Origin of the sequence: Clostridium lentum (genome assembly GCF_014287815.1) — a bacterium.
In the GTDB taxonomy this organism is placed as follows: Bacteria; Bacillota; Clostridia; order Clostridiales; family Clostridiaceae; genus Clostridium; species Clostridium lentum.
This window is the reverse complement of sequence record NZ_JACOOQ010000002.1, coordinates 146,154-163,697: the sequence shown is the minus strand read 5'-3', so window position 1 is coordinate 163,697 and position 17,544 is coordinate 146,154. Positions and strand designations below refer to the sequence as shown.

The 17,544-nt window shown below is 28.1% G+C and carries 17 protein-coding genes; 2 read left to right on the top strand and 15 right to left on the bottom strand.

What is annotated here, in order from left to right:
* Nucleotides 1–78: 78 nt before the first annotated feature.
* The 7 genes from H8R92_RS02285 to H8R92_RS02255 all read right to left on the bottom strand — a co-directional run bounded on the left by H8R92_RS02285 (nt 79) and on the right by H8R92_RS02255 (nt 7,225).
* Nucleotides 79–1,134 (bottom strand): IS1595 family transposase, encoded by a 1,056-nt coding sequence (locus H8R92_RS02285; RefSeq protein WP_186834597.1) that lies wholly within the window; start codon nt 1,132–1,134, stop codon nt 79–81.
* 85 nt (nt 1,135–1,219) lie between these two features.
* Nucleotides 1,220–1,783 (bottom strand): GNAT family N-acetyltransferase, encoded by a 564-nt coding sequence (locus H8R92_RS02280; RefSeq protein ID WP_330606856.1) that lies wholly within the window; start codon nt 1,781–1,783, stop codon nt 1,220–1,222.
* Nucleotides 1,784–1,891: 108 nt separating this feature from the next.
* A complete protein-coding gene (locus H8R92_RS02275) occupies nt 1,892–2,677 on the bottom strand; it encodes an ABC transporter ATP-binding protein (RefSeq protein WP_186834596.1) in 786 nt (261 codons plus the stop codon).
* The gene (locus tag H8R92_RS02270; RefSeq protein WP_022213028.1) at nt 2,674–3,666 is read right to left on the bottom strand and encodes a FecCD family ABC transporter permease; all 993 of its coding nucleotides are present in this window, start codon (nt 3,664–3,666) and stop codon (nt 2,674–2,676) included. The genes H8R92_RS02275 and H8R92_RS02270 overlap by 4 nt, the downstream gene beginning before the upstream one ends.
* Nucleotides 3,667–3,669: 3 nt before the next feature.
* The gene (gene isdE, locus H8R92_RS02265; protein WP_022213029.1) at nt 3,670–4,548 is read right to left on the bottom strand and encodes a heme ABC transporter substrate-binding protein IsdE; all 879 of its coding nucleotides are present in this window, start codon (nt 4,546–4,548) and stop codon (nt 3,670–3,672) included.
* A gap of 15 nt (nt 4,549–4,563) precedes the next feature.
* Complete coding sequence (locus H8R92_RS02260) at nt 4,564–5,208, bottom strand: NEAT domain-containing protein (protein ID WP_022213030.1); 645 nt, start codon at nt 5,206–5,208, stop codon at nt 4,564–4,566.
* Between the two features lie 61 nt (nt 5,209–5,269).
* Complete coding sequence (locus tag H8R92_RS02255) at nt 5,270–7,225, bottom strand: NEAT domain-containing protein (RefSeq protein ID WP_186834595.1); 1,956 nt, start codon at nt 7,223–7,225, stop codon at nt 5,270–5,272.
* 181 nt (nt 7,226–7,406) lie between these two features.
* Here H8R92_RS02255 and H8R92_RS02250 point away from each other — a divergent pair, with 181 nt between their 5' ends.
* On the top strand, nt 7,407–8,132 hold the full coding sequence (locus H8R92_RS02250; RefSeq protein ID WP_022213032.1) for a helix-turn-helix transcriptional regulator: 726 nt from the start codon (nt 7,407–7,409) through the stop codon (nt 8,130–8,132).
* A 40-nt stretch (nt 8,133–8,172) separates the two neighbouring features.
* On the opposite strand, the gene H8R92_RS02245 is transcribed toward H8R92_RS02250, so the two are convergent.
* The 3 genes from H8R92_RS02245 to H8R92_RS02235 form a co-directional block, all read right to left on the bottom strand.
* Complete coding sequence (locus H8R92_RS02245; RefSeq protein WP_186834594.1) at nt 8,173–9,621, bottom strand: TrkH family potassium uptake protein; 1,449 nt, start codon at nt 9,619–9,621, stop codon at nt 8,173–8,175.
* Nucleotide 9,622: 1 nt separating this feature from the next.
* Nucleotides 9,623–10,978: a Trk system potassium transporter TrkA gene (gene trkA / locus H8R92_RS02240; protein ID WP_186834593.1), complete on the bottom strand. Its 1,356-nt coding sequence runs from the start codon at nt 10,976–10,978 to the stop codon at nt 9,623–9,625.
* 178 nt (nt 10,979–11,156) lie between these two features.
* A complete protein-coding gene (locus tag H8R92_RS02235) occupies nt 11,157–11,387 on the bottom strand; it encodes a hypothetical protein (protein ID WP_022213035.1) in 231 nt (76 codons plus the stop codon).
* Between the two features lie 266 nt (nt 11,388–11,653).
* Here H8R92_RS02235 and H8R92_RS02230 point away from each other — a divergent pair, with 266 nt between their 5' ends.
* A complete protein-coding gene (locus H8R92_RS02230; RefSeq protein ID WP_022213036.1) occupies nt 11,654–12,502 on the top strand; it encodes a DegV family protein in 849 nt (282 codons plus the stop codon).
* Between the two features lie 67 nt (nt 12,503–12,569).
* Here the strand turns inward: H8R92_RS02230 and H8R92_RS02225 are convergent, their stop codons facing one another.
* Genes H8R92_RS02225 through H8R92_RS02205 form a run of 5 tightly spaced genes read right to left on the bottom strand, consistent with a single transcriptional unit; the run spans nt 12,570 to nt 17,470 of the window.
* Nucleotides 12,570–13,343: a sugar phosphate isomerase/epimerase family protein gene (locus H8R92_RS02225; protein ID WP_186834592.1), complete on the bottom strand. Its 774-nt coding sequence runs from the start codon at nt 13,341–13,343 to the stop codon at nt 12,570–12,572.
* A gap of 21 nt (nt 13,344–13,364) precedes the next feature.
* Nucleotides 13,365–14,060, bottom strand: a complete 696-nt coding sequence (locus tag H8R92_RS02220; RefSeq protein WP_022213038.1) for an ECF transporter S component — start codon at nt 14,058–14,060, stop codon at nt 13,365–13,367.
* Nucleotides 14,042–15,721 carry an ABC transporter ATP-binding protein gene (locus tag H8R92_RS02215; protein WP_186834591.1) on the bottom strand — a complete coding sequence of 560 codons (1,680 nt, stop codon included), beginning with the start codon at nt 15,719–15,721 and terminating at the stop codon, nt 14,042–14,044. Before H8R92_RS02215 ends, H8R92_RS02220 begins: the two co-directional genes overlap by 19 nt.
* Nucleotides 15,694–16,593 carry an energy-coupling factor transporter transmembrane component T gene (locus H8R92_RS02210; RefSeq protein ID WP_186834590.1) on the bottom strand — a complete coding sequence of 300 codons (900 nt, stop codon included), beginning with the start codon at nt 16,591–16,593 and terminating at the stop codon, nt 15,694–15,696. The genes H8R92_RS02215 and H8R92_RS02210 overlap by 28 nt, the downstream gene beginning before the upstream one ends.
* A 25-nt stretch (nt 16,594–16,618) precedes the next feature.
* A complete protein-coding gene (locus H8R92_RS02205) occupies nt 16,619–17,470 on the bottom strand; it encodes a DUF4430 domain-containing protein (protein ID WP_186834589.1) in 852 nt (283 codons plus the stop codon).
* Between the last annotated feature and the right edge of the window lie 74 nt (nt 17,471–17,544).

The following is a 17,544-nucleotide window of genomic DNA, read 5'->3' as shown; positions in this document are numbered from 1 at the left end:
ACAATATAATACAATTGTTCATCAATCATTATATTTATTGTACACTAAAAACAGTAAAATAAAAACAAATTTTACCTTTTATACATATATTGGTCTTCTAATCTTAAAATCCTTTATTAAAGATATAGAATATGTTGAATTGGCATGAACAAAGAACTTTTTAGGCTTATTTATTTCCATTTCTGTTTTAAATAATTGGGTCCATTTATACCAAAATAGGTAGTTTGTTAAGAACTTGGTTGAAACGCCGTTAAACTTCCTTATCCATATTTTTAAGCTACTATGAAAAGCATTAACTCTTTGAATATTATATATATCCACATTTTTTCTCCCACCCCTAATTTGATGTAACTCAAAATTATGTTGAGCGGCAAAAGGTATATAACTTCTATGTTTATCTGTACATAATATAGAATTATCTTCAACAACTTCCGATAAAGCTCTATCTATATCAGTATATTTAGGTCTACCATCACATATTAAACCAGTATATATATTTCCTAATCTATCTACACCGCACAATACACAAGCAAATTCCTTTGATATACCTCTTGTATTTATTTCTTTGCCACGCTTTCTTGATTCCCTTGGCATAGTAAAACTAGAACTTTTACTATGATTACCTTTATAGCTAAGGGCAAAATAAGTCTCATCAAGTTCAATAACACCTTCAAGAGAACCATAGCCAACAAACTTTCTAATTGCGTCTATAATTTTATGCCTCCAAAAGAAAGCTGTTGCAATATTAATTTCAACGATTTCAGCACATTGCCTAATGGTATTACCGTTTACCATACATTGAGCGTATAGTAGCCATTTATCTAATCCCTTTTTACTACTTGAAACTGGAGATTTAGAAAAATCATTGAAAGTTTTTTTGCACTCTGCATTTTGGCATTTATACCTTTGTTTAACACCGTTCTTACCATGATATTTTCCATACTTAGATATTTTATCATGATTACAAAAAGGACAGCACTTCCCCTTGTTAAATCTATTTTCAGCGATTTCTTCATCTATAGAATTAGTTATTCCGTTTGACATCAGTACAGTCTTTAAAAAATCAAATACCTTCCCTTGCTCATATGTATTTAATTGTGAAACTTGTTGGATAACATTATTAACTCTTGGCATAAAAAAACCTCCTAAATAGTAGTTATATTATAACCATATTTATAGAGGTTAATCAAATTTCAACAGTTTATTAAAACAAAGCCATTTATTTTTGAAGTTCCTTAGCTACAACATATCTTCTCAATCCGCCATATTTTAACTTGTCCTTTTTAATTTCATAACCAAGATCTAAGAAACTTTTTAAACTATATTTATTATAAGGAGAAACAGTGGCACATAATAGCTTATCATTATTATTTTTTGATATCCTTTCTAATTGAAGACAAATCTTCTTTTGCAGTGAATTTCCTCTGTACTCTGGTGAAACCACCGTTGATTCAATTTGTCCTACTGATAACAATTCCTCTTTAGCCATTTCCAAATCATAACCATAGTTATTTTCTCTATGTCCTAGTTTACCATATACACCCATAGCTATAAGTTCATTGCTTTCACTTTCATAGCATCCAATTACATTGCCTAATTCTTTAATGTATAAAAGGAATTCGCCTTCCTCTGATGGTGCAAATAATTGCTTATCTTCCAATGCATCTATAACAATTTTCTGTAATCTCATTATATCCTTAATATCTTTTTCTTCTAGAAGCTTAAACTGACCTTGTAGTATTGCTCCATCTTTTCTTTTTATCTCAAGTATTTCTCCCATCATAAACTACTCCTTAAAATTTATTTTTTATTACATATTTGTTATTATATCATAATCATTATATTATTATTTATACCTTTTATTATATTAAAAACAGCAAAAAGAATTGCGTTAAACGCAATTCTTTTCTTTTTTCATTGGTACAAAGTACACATTATCTTTTTGATTACTTAAGAATCCACCTATATTATAAACATCATTTAATAAATTCATACTTATTACTACACTTGCTTCTCCACTTTTAATAAGTTCCCCATTTTTCATGACTATAATATTATCGCTATATGTTAAAGCTTGATTTATATCATGCAAGACCATTACTATAGTCAATCCCTCTTCTTCCTTTAATTCCTTTATAAGCTCCAACAATTCTATTTGATGATAAATATCTAAATATGTAGTAGGCTCATCTAAAAATAATATCTTACTTTTTTGAGCTAAAGCCATGGCTATAAAAACTCTTTGTCTTTCTCCACCTGACATACTCATGACTTCCTTATCTTTTAATGGTTCTAATCCTGTTCTGTCAATTGCCCACTTTACTATTTCTTCATCATCATGAGAATTCTTTGCAAAATATTTCTTATGTGGCATTCTACCATATGCGATAAGCTCTTTTACTGTTATGTCATCTGGCACAGTATTTTGCTGGTGTACAGTAGCAATTTCCTTAGCTATATCTTTATATTTCATACTCTTAATATCTTTATCATTAATGATAATCTCTCCAGATGAAATCTTATTTAAACCACATAATAAACTTAATACTGTAGACTTTCCACTACCATTTGGACCAAGTATAGTAGTAATTTTTCCTTTTTCAATATTAAAGCTTAAATCTTTAATAAATTTTTTCTTCTTATCATAACTAAACGATAATTTATTTACTTTTATCATTTTAAGTCACTCCTTCTTAAAAGATATAAGAAAAATGGTGCCCCTATTATACAGGTAACTACTCCCACAGGTATTTCATAAGGTTTCATAACAACTCTTCCTATAGTATCAGCAAAAAGCACCAAAAATGCTCCTAATATTCCACTGCATGGTATTAGATACTTATGATTAGATCCTACTATTATCCTACATATATGAGGTACAACTAATCCTACAAAAGAAATCACTCCTCCAATAGCCGTTGAGATACTTGCCAAAAATACGGCAATTAAAGTTACTATAATCATATATAAATCACTATTAAATCCTAAGCTCTTAGCATTCTTACTTCCTAGTACAAGTACATTACATATTTTGCTTACACATATTGATAAGATTATTCCTATAATTGAATATGGCAATAACATATATACATTATCCCATGTAACTGTGGCTAAACTTCCCATAATCCACTTTTGTATATTGCTAGCTCCAAGTCCTGCACTTATGGTAAACATTGATGATAGTCCACCTAGTAGAGCATTACAAGCTGCTCCTGCTAGAACTATTCTTATAGGTAAAAGTCCTTTTTTATAAGCCATTAAATAAACTATGGCACAACAGATAAGGCCTCCAAAAAAACCAAATACAGGCCTTAATGTTGTTACACTTGGTACAAATACCATAAAGAAAACTGTTACAGCACAAGCTCCAGATGAAATACCTGTAATATAGGGATCAGCTAAAGGGTTTCTAATAACTGCTTGCAAAAGCACACCTGAAATAGCTAAATTTGCCCCAATAAGTACTGCAATGATTACTCTTGGCATTCTTAAATCCTTTATAATTCCTATATTACCAGTGCTATCACCGGTGAATATTCCCTTAATTAACTCCGTAAAGCTTATATCAATACTTCCTAATTTTAAAGATATTAATATAGTAGACAATAATACTAAAAGCAAAGAAACTGTAAAAACTATTTTCGTTTTTTTATTCAACATCTTCATTTTCTATTCACCTTTATTATGCACTATATCATATAGCATGTCTAAACCTTCAATTACTTTTAAATTAGCACTCATACCAAAATAAGTATTATCTAGATATTCAACTTTACCATTTCTTACAGCCTCAATATTTTGCCATGATGAATCAGTAGCCATTTCAGTTTCTAAAGCTGCCTTAGTTTGCTCTGGAAGTGCATGCATCATTACAAGGATTTTATCTGGATTTAACTTTGCTATTTCTTCCTTACTATATGTTACATACGCTAAAGAAGTATCCTCAATAATGTTCTTTCCTCCCACAATTTTAACTAAATTTCCTATATAAGATTTTTCAGTGGCAATCATTGTTGAACCTGGTGCTGCAAATAAAATAAGTATATTAGGTTTTTCTTTTTCACTTATTGAAGCCATTTCTTCTTCCTTAGTATTTAGTTCTTTAAGTATAGCTTCTGCCTCAGCCTGCTTATTAAATTTATTTCCTAAATTACTAACTGTCTCTTTTAATCCTTCCAAGCTTGATAATGAAACAAATTCACTTGGTATATTGTTATCTGTAAATAGCTTTTCATAATCTGCTCCTAATGTATCAACAGACACTACCACCGACGGATTTAATGACTTTATTATTTCTAAATCAGGACTCATTGGATTACCAACTTCTACTGCCTCCTTTGTACTTTCTGGTAGTTCATATGAAGTGGTAGGAACTCCTGATACTTTTACTCCTAAAGCATCTAAAATTTCTGTTACTGCTACAGAAGTAGCTACTACAACATCTTCATCATTGTTAACAACAACATCTTTTTTGTCATTACTACAACCTATCATTGTTGCAGAAAGCATTGTTACCATTAACATTCTTAATATATTCTTAAATTTCATATTAATTCTCCAGTCTTACTTTTTTCTTTTTAACATTATAGTACAAACTATACCAATCACTAATATTGCTACTCCACCAAATAAAATTACTTTACTAATACTACTATTTTCTTCTGTATTATTATTTTCACTTATAGGCATTATTTCATTATCTTGTATTTCTTCAATAGCACTATTTTCAGTAGTTTCTTCTGTACTTTCTTCTTCAATAGATTCAATTAATGACATTGTTTCTAATTTTGGTATTATTCCAAACTCTACGTCTCTTCCCATTGGACCTACATATATACATGCTTTTAGTTCATCACTTAATGAAGTTGCAGATACTTTCAATGTTACTATTCCATCTCCATCAACTCTTTCTACTGGAACTTCAACATCATTAACCTTCACTCTATAATTTTCCATATAATCAGTTCCTGTAAAACCAATAGTATATAAAACTTCATTTTTTGTAATTTTCATAGTCATGGTATCTTTTAAATAACTTCTAGCCATAGACATACCAATTTCAGTATCATGATACACTTCATTAGAAACTTCATATATTCCACTTGCTATCTTTTCTTCTGCAAATACCGTATAAATATTGATATTTCCCATAACTACTATTGATAGCATAATCATTATTAAAATCTTTATCTTATTAATTATTTTCATTTTTTTCCCACCTTATCCTTTACGCTGAAAATGGGCCTTTACAGCCCATTTTAATCTTTTTCTATTTAACTTTTTTTCTTAAAACTACTCCTGAACCAATGGCCATTAATCCTATAGATAATGCTAATGCTGATGATGTTGCTGCTCCTGTTTCTGGAAGTGAATCAGCTTCTATAGTATACTCATTAACTAAAGTCATAGTATCTAATAATAATTCCACACCAAATTCAACATTTCTTGCCATTGGTACAACATAAGTTTTAACTGATATTGTATCATTTAAGCTTGCAATGTTAAATCTAATTGATACTGAATCACTAGTACTTGATACTATACTGTGACTTACTTTGCTACCATTTACATAAACTTCATGATTTTGCATGAATTCAGTTCCTGTAAATGTTAATGTTACATAATACTTACCATTTATCTCTTTTATTTCTGTATCACTGTTTAAATATTTTCTTGCCATAGCTACTCCTGTTGCATTATCATGAGTAACATTATTTTGCACATTATAAACTTTAACTTTTACATTTTCTTTAACATTTTTCTCTTCTTCTACTTTATTAGTAGCATTATTATTAGAACTGCTTGTCCCATTATTTACTAAAGATGAATTATTATTAGATTGATTATTTGTATTATCTTTGTTTTTATCTTCTTCAATATTTCCATTAACTAATGTAAGAGTATCTTCCAATAACTTTACATCAAATTCAATATTTCTACCCATTGGAATTACATAAGTTCCAACTTTAATTGAATCACTTAGGCTTTCTACAGCAAATCTTAAAGCTATCTTACTTGAAGTACTTTCAACAACCTCAGCTTCAACTTTGTTGCCATTTACATATATTTGATGATTATTCATGTATTCAACACCTGTAAAAGTCATTGTTACATAACGCTTACCATTAACATCCTCCACCTTGGAAGTAGTATTTAAATATTGTCTTGCCATTGTCATACCAGTAGCATTTTCATGATATACCTGATTTTCTATTGTGTATACCTTAGTTCCTGGTATTGTCTCTGAACCTTCCCCATTATTTCCTGAGTCTGGTGTAGTTTCTGGTTTAACTTCTGGAGTTTCAGGCACTTCTGGTACTGTGTCATTCTTGTCATCTTCTGCTGGATTATCTGTCTCCTCACTTATCTTTGCCAATGTATCCATATCATTAATCACATAGAAATCAACTGGATGATTCATTCCTTTTATATTCATTCCTAATAATACTTCTGTATCTACTGATGGAACTTCAAAAGTAACTGTTCTTGCATTTGAATCTTCAACTATATCTAGTTTTTTTCCATCTAAAGAAACAGAAATATTTTCTAACATAGAATACATAGATGAAAAAGTAATTGTTAAGTAAGTTTTTCCATTTTCAACCTTTATTAAAGTTTCGCTTTCAATAGCTCTTCTTGCAGATGAATTTCCATGTTCACTATCTGTATAGTATCTTGTAATATTACTTGCTTTATATTTACCATCTTCTAAAACAACAGCATCTGTTTCTTCCTTAAAAGCTTCTTCTAATGTTAAGGTATCCATATTATTTTCTACATAAAAAGATACCTTTCTTCCCATTACACTAACTGTAACATCAACCTTCACCTTTGAATTCACAGATGGTACTTCCATGGTAACTGATTTTTCATCATTATTAACCTCAGATATTAATTCTCCTTCATCCATAGATGCTTTTATATCACTTAGCATTTTAAACATTTCTTCATCAAAATACATCGTTAATAATACTTTACCATCTTTAACTACTATTTTTGAATCTTCCTTTAGTACTTTTCTAGCCATACCTTCGCCTGTAGTATTACCTTCTTCTACATACTTAGTAGTATTTTTTACAGTATATCTTCCACTTTGCAATTGTTTTTCATTTTTTAAAATTGTTTCATTTATTATATCAGCCTTTACCACTGGAGTAACAGCTCCAAATACTGATGTAGCAATCATTATTACTGATAATAGCTTACATATTTTCTTCCTTAACATTCTTTATCCCCCTATATCTTAGTAGTATATTTATTTTTTATTCAATATTGACATTTTATTATTTTCTGCGATAATTGAAATTGATTCTCATTTACCCTTAATATAATAACATATCTTTTTATGAATGTTTTTAAGGATATTTATATTTTATTTTATATATTTTTAACTATGGAGGTATAAAATGACTGCTTTATATACTAAATTAGATAATTTTTTTAATTGCTGTAATGTTCCCCTTTCAATTATAGATTTAAATTCAAATTTTCTTTATGAGCATAATTTAAATAAATTATCAAAGTTTACATTACTTAATTTAAATATTGTAGATAAGATTATTAAAAATGATTTAAATTCACCACAAGAAATTATCTCTGAACATTTAAAAATAGTAGCAATTCCTTTTGCCAACAACAATAAGAACTCTGCTACTTTTCTTTTACTTGGTCCTTACACTATCCAATTAGAGGAAAATAATACTTTTTATTATATTAATTGTGAAAAAGGCCTTACTTACTTTATTAAGCTCCTTAAGTTATTTTTATCATATAAGAATACATGCTCCTGTGAAAAAATTTCTGATGTATCACCAATAATCAAAGAATCACTGGATTATGTACATAAAAACTACTCCAAGCAAATTACAATTGATGATATTTGTGATAAATTCAAAATAAACAAATGTTATTTCTGCTATATGTTTAAAAAGGAAACAGGTCAAACCTTTATTAACTATTTAAATAATTACAAGATAGAAAAAAGTAAGAACTTATTAGAAAATACTAATATGACTTTACTGGATATATCTTTAGAAGTAGGTTTCAATAATCAAAGTTACTACAGTACTATCTTCAAGAAATATACCAATATGACCCCACTGGAATATAGAGAAACAGCCCTTTACACATAAAAAATCACACAGCCAAAAAACTGTGTGATTCTTTATTACATTAGTATTTTTTTCTCCAAATTGATGGGCTAAATAAAATTAACATTGGATATATTTCTAACCTTCCTGCTAGCATACAGAACGATAAAACAATCTTACTTAAAGGTGAAAAAGCTGCAAAGTTACCTGTAGCTCCTACCATTTCAAATCCTGGACCTATGTTACTTATAGTCGCAATAACTGATGTTGTAGTTGTTACTAAATCAAATCCATCTAAAGCTACTATAAAAATAGCAATTAATGATATGACTATATACGCTCCAATAAATAATAGTACACCTAAAACCACTTCTTCTTCAACTACTTTACCATCCATTTTTACTCTTTGTATTCTCTTTGGATGTAGTATTTTATCTATTTCTCTTTTAATAGCTTTAAGAATTAAGACTATTCTTACGGTTTTAATTCCTCCACCTGTTGACCCTGCCATAGCACCTGCAAACATTAATAACGTTAATATTATTTTACTAAAGGTAGGCCATAAATTAAAATCTGTTGTGGCATATCCAGTAGTAGTTATTACTGAAGCAACTTGGAATGATGAATCTCTAATAGAAAGTCCAATATTACCTCCATTAAAATCAAGTATGTTTATTGTAATAAGGACAATTGATACCACTATCATTAAAATATAATATCTAAGTTCTTCAGATTTAAATACACTTTTAAAATCCCCTTTAAACATTTGGAAATAAAGTGCAAAGTTAACTCCAAATAGCAACATAAATATTGTTATGATCCATTCCACTGCTGGATTATTAAATGATGCAACACTTCTATTCATATTAGAAAACCCACCTGTCCCTGCAGTTCCTAATGCATGAATCAAAGCATCATATAATGATAATCCTGCCACCATAAGTAGGATAGTTTCTATCACTGTCATTACAAAATAAATCATATATAATATTTTTGCTGTTTCTCGTATCTTTGGAACAATTTTTCCTGGGTTAGGTCCTGGACTTTCTGCTTTTAATAAAAATATTGTATTAGTTGATAATGAAGGTATTACTGCTAATATGAATATTAAAAATCCCATTCCTCCAATCCAATGTGTAAAGCTTCGCCAAAACAATATTCCTCTTGGAAGTGATTCAATTTCTGTTAATATGGAAGCTCCTGTTGTAGTAAAACCTGATGATGTTTCAAAGAAAGCATCAATAAACGAAGGTATTGCTCCACTGATTACAAAAGGAAGGGCACCTACCACTGAAATCAATATCCATGCTAATCCTACTGTTAAAAATCCCTCTTTTGCATATATCTCTTTCTTATCAATTCTAATCTTACATAAGTAAATCATTAAAGGTACCATAAGACCCATTGTTATTAAAAACGATAAGGCATCTCCATCGCCATAATATAAAGCTACCAATAATGGAATAATTAAAAGAAATATTTCATATTTCAATACATTACCCAGTAGTTTTAATACTACTCTATAATTCATGCTATTTGTCACCTCCGAAGATTATCTCTTCAAATTTCTTATTTTGTGACACAACTATTACTTTATCATTAATTTTTAAGCAATCATCTCCTGTAGGTATAATTATCTTATCATCCCTAACTATTGTTGCATAAATTACATCATCAGATAATGTTATATCCTTGAATTTTTTATTTAAATTTTTAGTATTTTCATCAACTATAAATTCTATTGCTTCAACCTTTTCATTACAAATCATATACATATTTTCAATTAAATATTTTCTTTGACCTTTAAGAGATCTGACATATTTAATTATCTTATTAGCAGTGGCAAGTTTAGGACTAACTATTGAATTAATTCCTACACTTTCAGCTATAGTAATATGATTTTCTCTTGTAATCTTAGTAATAATGTTATTAACACTCTTATTTGCCGCAAACAACGCAGCCACTATATTATCTTCATCTCTATCGGTTAAGGCAATAAAATTATTAACCTCACTTAAATTTTCAGACATTAATAATTGCTGATCCATTCCATCTCCATTAATTATTATAGAATCTGGCAACAATTCAGTTAATTCTTCGCATTTTTTAATATTTTTTTCTATTATTTTACAACTTACTCCTACTTCATTGATTTTCTTAGCTAAGTAGTAACTTATTTTACCTCCGCCAATAATCATTGAGTTCCTAACTCTTTTTTCGTATTTTCCCAACCTCTTAAAGAAATCTTGAATTTCTTTATGCTCACCAATAACATATATTCTGTCATCTACTTGAAAAACATAATCTCCTTTAGGTATTATTACTGTATCATTTCTTTCAATTCCACAAAATAATACATTTCCTCTGATAGAACCTATTTCGGAAATTCTCTTTCCTACTAAGTCTGTATTATGAGCAATCTTAAATCCAATTAAATTTACTTTTCCTTCGGAAAAATCATCTATACTACATACTGATGGGAACTTTATTAGTTTTGCTATTTCATTAGCAGCAGCTTTTTCCGGATTAATTACTAAATCAATACCTACAGCTTCTGATAATAAAGTTATATCCTCATCATATTCTGGATTTCGTACTCTTGATATAGTATACTTAGTACCTAATTTTTTAGCAGCTAAAGAACAAAGCATATTTAATTCATCACTATTTGTTACAGAAATTAATAAATCAGCATCTTTAACCTCTGCTTCATTAAGCACTTTCAAACTTGTACAATTTCCTTTAACACACATTACATCTAGACTATTGTTAATTCTCTCTAAAGCTACAATATTATTATCTATTATAGTAACATTGTCACCTTCTATAGAAAGATATTTGGCCAAGGCATATCCTACTTTTCCTGCTCCTACTATAACTATATTCATCTGTATATCTCCTTAAATCATATGTATATTTAATATAAATAAAAAATATATTCTTATTATATATTATTACACTAAGTAACTCAATTACTCTTTGTATTTTACTTAACAAATATATATATATTTATTAAGTATTAAGTAAAATAAAAGCTCCTCTATATTTGGGAGCTTATATATATATTTAATTATTTAATAACTGAATTAGTTCAGCAACAGATTTTTTTACATTATCAGGTAATTTTTTTATAGCTTTTTGCCTTTCTCTTTCATTAGTCATTTGAGCTATTTTTATTATCTCTTGTTGTAATCCTGGAATACTATTTAATTCTTGAGCTAATCTATTAAACTTTTGAGCAAAATTAGAATCTTGCATCTTGTTCTGTAGCTTTCTTATAAGTTCATAGCCATTCATTTATATTAGCCTCCTTGAATATACATTACATTTTATAATATTCCTAAAAATAAAATAATGTTCGTTTATTAAACATTATTTTATTATTTATTCGATTTCCCACTTATTTTTTAACATTTATGTAATATAATTATATGAAAATTTGTTAATAATTCTTATGAAAGATTAATGTTAAATTTCTGATAATTATTTATAATTAATAATTTTTCCAATAATTTTTGAGCTATAATATTATAATCAAAGAAGAATAATAAGGAGGACTATATATGGCAATAAAAATTGTTACAGACAGTACATCATATATACCAAAGGAATTCATAGATAAATATGATATATCTGTAGTATCACTTAACGTAATTATGAACGGAGTATCTACACGAGAAATAGATTTAGATAATGAAACATTTTATCAAAAGATGAAATCAAGCACTGAAATTCCTTCATCTTCTCAGCCATCTCCTGATGAAATATATAATACTTTTGAAAAGATAATTAAAGAAGGTAATTCTATAGTTGGTATTTTTATCTCTTCAGATATGAGTGGTACTGTATCTAGTGCTAACCTAATAAAAAATATGCTCTTAGAAAAATATCCAAATGCACAAATAGAAATAGTTGATTCCCGAAGTAACTGTATGCAGATGGGATACATAGCCATTGAAGCAGCTAAATCAGCCATTGCTGGAAATTCTATGGCAGAAGTATTAAATGTATGTAATACTGTTATTAATAATAGTAGATTTTTATTTACACCTGATACCTTAGACTACCTAAAAAAAGGTGGAAGAATCGGTGGAGCCGCTGCTCTTTTAGGAACGCTTTTTCAAATCAAACCTATACTAACAGTATGTCAAGGAAAAACCACTGTATTTACTAAAGTTAGAACTAAGAAAAAAGCCATAGATACTATTATTAATACATTAATTAGTGATTTACAAGGTAAAGAGTTAGGTGGTGTCATTGTTCATCATATAAATTGTCCCGATGAAGGTCTTAACTTAGCAGAAAAAATCAAAGAAAAACTAGGTGTTGAGGTACAAATTGACACTATTGGTCCTATAATTGGCCTACATGTTGGTCCTGGTAGTATAGGCGTAGCCTATTTTACCAAATAAAAAGGTATCTGAAAGTAATATTTCAGATACCTTTTTAAAAATATTTTATATAATTATGTAAGTGATTTTATTTATTGTTATTGAAAAACTTTTCTACTATATTAATTGAATTATGTAATTCATTATAATTATTAATCTCAATAGTAATTGATGAATCTTTACAATACTTATTTATACTATTAAGTACAGTATCAATATCAATATTTCCACAACTTAATCCATTATGAGTATCCTTAACTCCATCATTATTATGTAAATGAACATGACCTATACGATGCCCACATCTTTTTATCCATGTTTCTATACTATCTTTTCCATAACAATTCACATGTCCAATATCTAAGCATAATGTTAAATTTTTATTATTTATTGCATCAATAAGTTCTATTAAATGATCCATTTTAGATTCTAACACATTTTCAATATGTATTTTAATAGTATCATCCTTATCTTTCAAAAATCCCTTCCAAAACTCAATAGAGTTATTAACATATGATTCCTTAAAATAAATATTTTCATTAAAGCATGAATGGTAAATTACTCTGTCAGCTCCAAGTTTCTTGGCAACTGAATATACTTGATTATATCTAAGCATTGTAATGTTTCTTACCAAACTATCATAACTAGCAGGATTTAAATCTAAAAATGGTCCATGTATTGATAAAGAACGTTTTTTAATGGTATCTCCCATTCTATTACAATAATCACTTAATCCATTATCCTCTTGATCTAATACACTTCCTATTCCAAATTCAATAATTTCCAGGCCTATATCCCTATCCTTAAGAAAATCAATTATTTCATTATCATTAAAAAGTTGCGATATATAAATTTTACTCATTATTAATTCCTCTTCTATCATCTATCTAAACAATCCATATTTAATCTTTAATCTTTCCATTTTTTCTTTCATAGGCATTGCTAATATAAATAAAAATAAAATAGTTGAAACTGCATGTATAGTGTCAAATGGTATGCTTGAAATATAAATTGTCATTAATCTTTCTTTAGTAATATCATTTAATTGTGTAGAAACAATCCATAAATTCACTATAAATCCATATAAATAACCTGCTATACCTCCAAATATACAAATTGATAATTTATTTTTTATAATTTTATATTTATATAAAAGCCCTGCAAGAAATCCTAGTACACCAAAAGCAAACATTTGCCAAGGAGTCCAAGGACCTTGCCCAAAAAAGAAATTTGATACTAGTGCCGATACTGCTCCTGTTAAAAAACCTGCTTCTGGTCCAAAGGACATTCCTGTTATTATAACTATTGCTGCAACTGGTTTAAACTGTGGCAACATTGCAAAAGCAAACCTTCCAATTGCTGCAATTGCTGACATTACAGCAATTGGAACTATCTCTCTAGCTCTTGGTTTTCTACTCTCAAATAAAGAAAAAAATAACCATATAGCTAAAATAATTAAAGACATGCTTACAAACCAATAATTCCTATCACCTATCTTTACCCCAAATAATAAAATTATAAAACTTAATAAAATGCTTATAATTGATGCTTTTACTGACTTTAATTTTGATAATTCCATATATCTACCATATCCTCAACTTTTAATATATCTTGCAAAATACCTCTCGACATCTTATTAGCACTGGTTGTATAAAATGTATTGCCACAGAAAAACTCCCTTGGTGTACCTTCTGATGAAATATCTCCATCAAAAAACATTAAACATCTATCCGAATTATCTGCAGCAAATTCAATATCATGAGTTACAATAACAATGGTCATGCCTCTTTTCTTTAAACTTTTAAATAAATTTCCTAGTTCTCTTTTAAAATTTCCATCTATCCCTTTCGTAGGCTCATCTAATATTAATATTTTAGGTTCTAGTAATAATATCTTTGCTAATGCTGCTTTTTGTTGTTCTCCACCACTTAAATCATATGGATGCATTTTTAATAAATTAACTATACCTAGTAGTTCACTAATATTCTTAACTCTTTCAGTCTTTTCACTTTTAGATAGTTTCGTACCATCTAAAACCTCTTCTAAATCATCTTGCAAAACACTTTTTACGAACAAGCTTTGTGGATCTTGAGGAAGTACTGCTAAATTATTATTAAATAACTCTGATAATTTATACTTTTCTATCTTTTTTTTATTAATATAAACATTTCCTCTATATGCTCTATTACTACCTGAAATAACACCTAAAGTAGTGCTTTTCCCTGTACCATTTCCTCCAAGAATACATAATACTTCATTTTTATAAACTTCTAAATTTAAACCTCTTAATATATCTGGAGATGTTTTATCATACCTAAACCATACATTGTTTAATTTAATAACAGATTCTTTTTTATTATTCTCTTTTAAATCACTTGATACTGCTTTAAGTATTGTATTTTTTTTATTAAATGTTTTTTTAACCCATTCCCTTCCTTCTTTTATTGTTAAAGGAGATTGTCCAACACCATCACATTCTTTATAAACTTTAATTGGTGTAGGAAGAGAATAAAACATAGAATGCTTATTACCATTATTATATATTATATCACCTATTTCATTTGCATTTTTACTTCCTATAACCTTGCCATCATCCATTAAAATCACTTTATCAGCCATAGAAAATACTTCCTCTAATCTATGTTCTGTAAGTATAACTGTTACACCTAGTTCTCTATTTATCTTATATACAGTTTCTAAAAACTCTGTTGCAACTATAGGATCTAATTGAGATGTAGGTTCATCTAATATTAATATATCAGGTTGCATACACATTATTGCTGCTAAATTCAATAATTGTTTCTGTCCACCACTTAATTCAGATACATCTTTTCTAAACCATGTCTGTATTCCAAAAAAACTAGCCATTTCCGAAACTCTTCTTCTTATTGTTTGTGAATCAATGCCTAAGCTTTCTAACCCAAAAGCAAGCTCATGCCACACTTTATCTGTAACTATTTGATAATCTGGATTTTGCATAACAAATCCTATTTCTGATGCAGATTTTCTTTGGTCTAATTCTCTTATATTTTTCCCTTTATATAATATCTCCCCAAACACTTTGCCATATGGTTGTATTTCATTTTTTAATTGTCTCAAAAGAGTGCTTTTACCACACCCTGATTCTCCAATTAAAAGAATAAATTCCCCTTCATTTATATTAATATTTATTTTATCTAATACTTTCTTTTCAGTATCTGGATAACTAAAACTTAAATCTTTGATTTTAATAATCTCCATCTTAATGCCTCCACTACTTCAATTATAATTGGGAAAAAAACTAATATGATATATGTTAAATATATAATATAATCTATTACCTCTATTTTTTTCATTTGTATATATGGATAAAACTGCATTGTATTTTTACCACCTAAATATCCCAACATACAAATTGCAATTAATACTCCCATTATAGATAAAGTTAATTTATCTCTTTTATCCATCTTGTATAACGAAAAGTGAGTTCTTCCTCTTAATCCATATCCCCTACTCCTCATTGAATCAGCTGTTTGAACACCATTTTCTAATGCCCACATTATAAGTATAGATATAATCCTACATCCATGTTTAGCCTTTTCATAAAAATTTCCATTATTAATATCACGCCCTATATTTCTTTGAGACATTCTTATTTTCTTTAATTGCACTTTAAACTTTGGAACAAAACTTAATGTCATAGAAATTAATAATGCTATTGATGGAATTGTTTTGCTAAAAAGATATATTATCTTATCTGAAGTTATTACCTTATTATAAGAACTAAACCACATAACCATTGTTACAAGCACCATAGCTGTAACTATCCCATATATAAATGATTCAAATGTTATAGGTTTATTGTCAATATAAAATAATATAGTCATACCTTGATGACTAAATAATGGATTTAATGCTATTACCATAAAAAGCATTGGCAATAAAAAATATAAATTAAATTTTAATGCTTTAATTCCATTAAGTATTATTGTATAACTAAATGAAGATATAATAGATATTACTAATAATACTGGATGTTGAAATATCATGGAAAACATTATAACTACAGTAAAATATAAAAAGTTTACTAATGGATGATATTCACTAAACGAATTATATGATTTTATATCCATGTTTCTATTGACTCCCTTATTATTTTTATAAATCTTTACCTAAATCACAAGTATACATCCACTGAATAACATCGCCATCATTTAAATTGTAAATGCTACATCCATAATTAGGGAAAACACCATTTACACTATACATCCATCCACTAAGTTCCCCAGCATCAAATTCATAAATATTGTTTATTCCCTTTATATATGCACTTCCATATACAGGAGATTCCACAAAATCCATATGAATTCTTTGTTTTCTTGTTTCCCTTAAAAGCACATCAAATACTGTATCACCATCATTTATTTCAACTTGCTTTTGTGATAGTATAACACCATTTGACGGTATTATTCCTTTTTTGTTATCTGAAACTTTATCTAAGTTATTTAAAATAGTATGACAAGTTATTGATATAGTTACATATTTACTTACTGGTTCTTGATTACTTTCTGGTTTAATTTCTGGCTTACTTTCTTGAGAAACATTTGTACTACCAGCACTACCATTTGCTTCTTGATTTTTTTCTACTGTAACTTTTGATTCCTCTTCATTTGTTACTGGATTACTACTTCCTAACTTAACTTCATTGATATTATCATCACTTAATAAATTATCTTTTTTATCTTCACTAATATTTTCTTCATTTTTTAATTCTTCACCATCACTAATAGACGTTTCTTCTTCTTTTGACTTATTATTTTCATCATTACTTTCCCCATTAGAACTATTATCTTCCATAGTTTTATCAGTTATTAAATCATTATTTTTATTAACTTCAGGTTTTGTTGTTAATGAACTTTCATAACTTTTTATCATAAATCCACCTGAAACTATAATTGCTAATATAAGAACTATTATAATAGCTCCTATTTTAACATTTTTATTTTTCATAATTGCCTCCAATATATTTATTAAAGTATTAAATTATCTTTATTAAGATTTTATTTACTTAAATAAAAAAATGC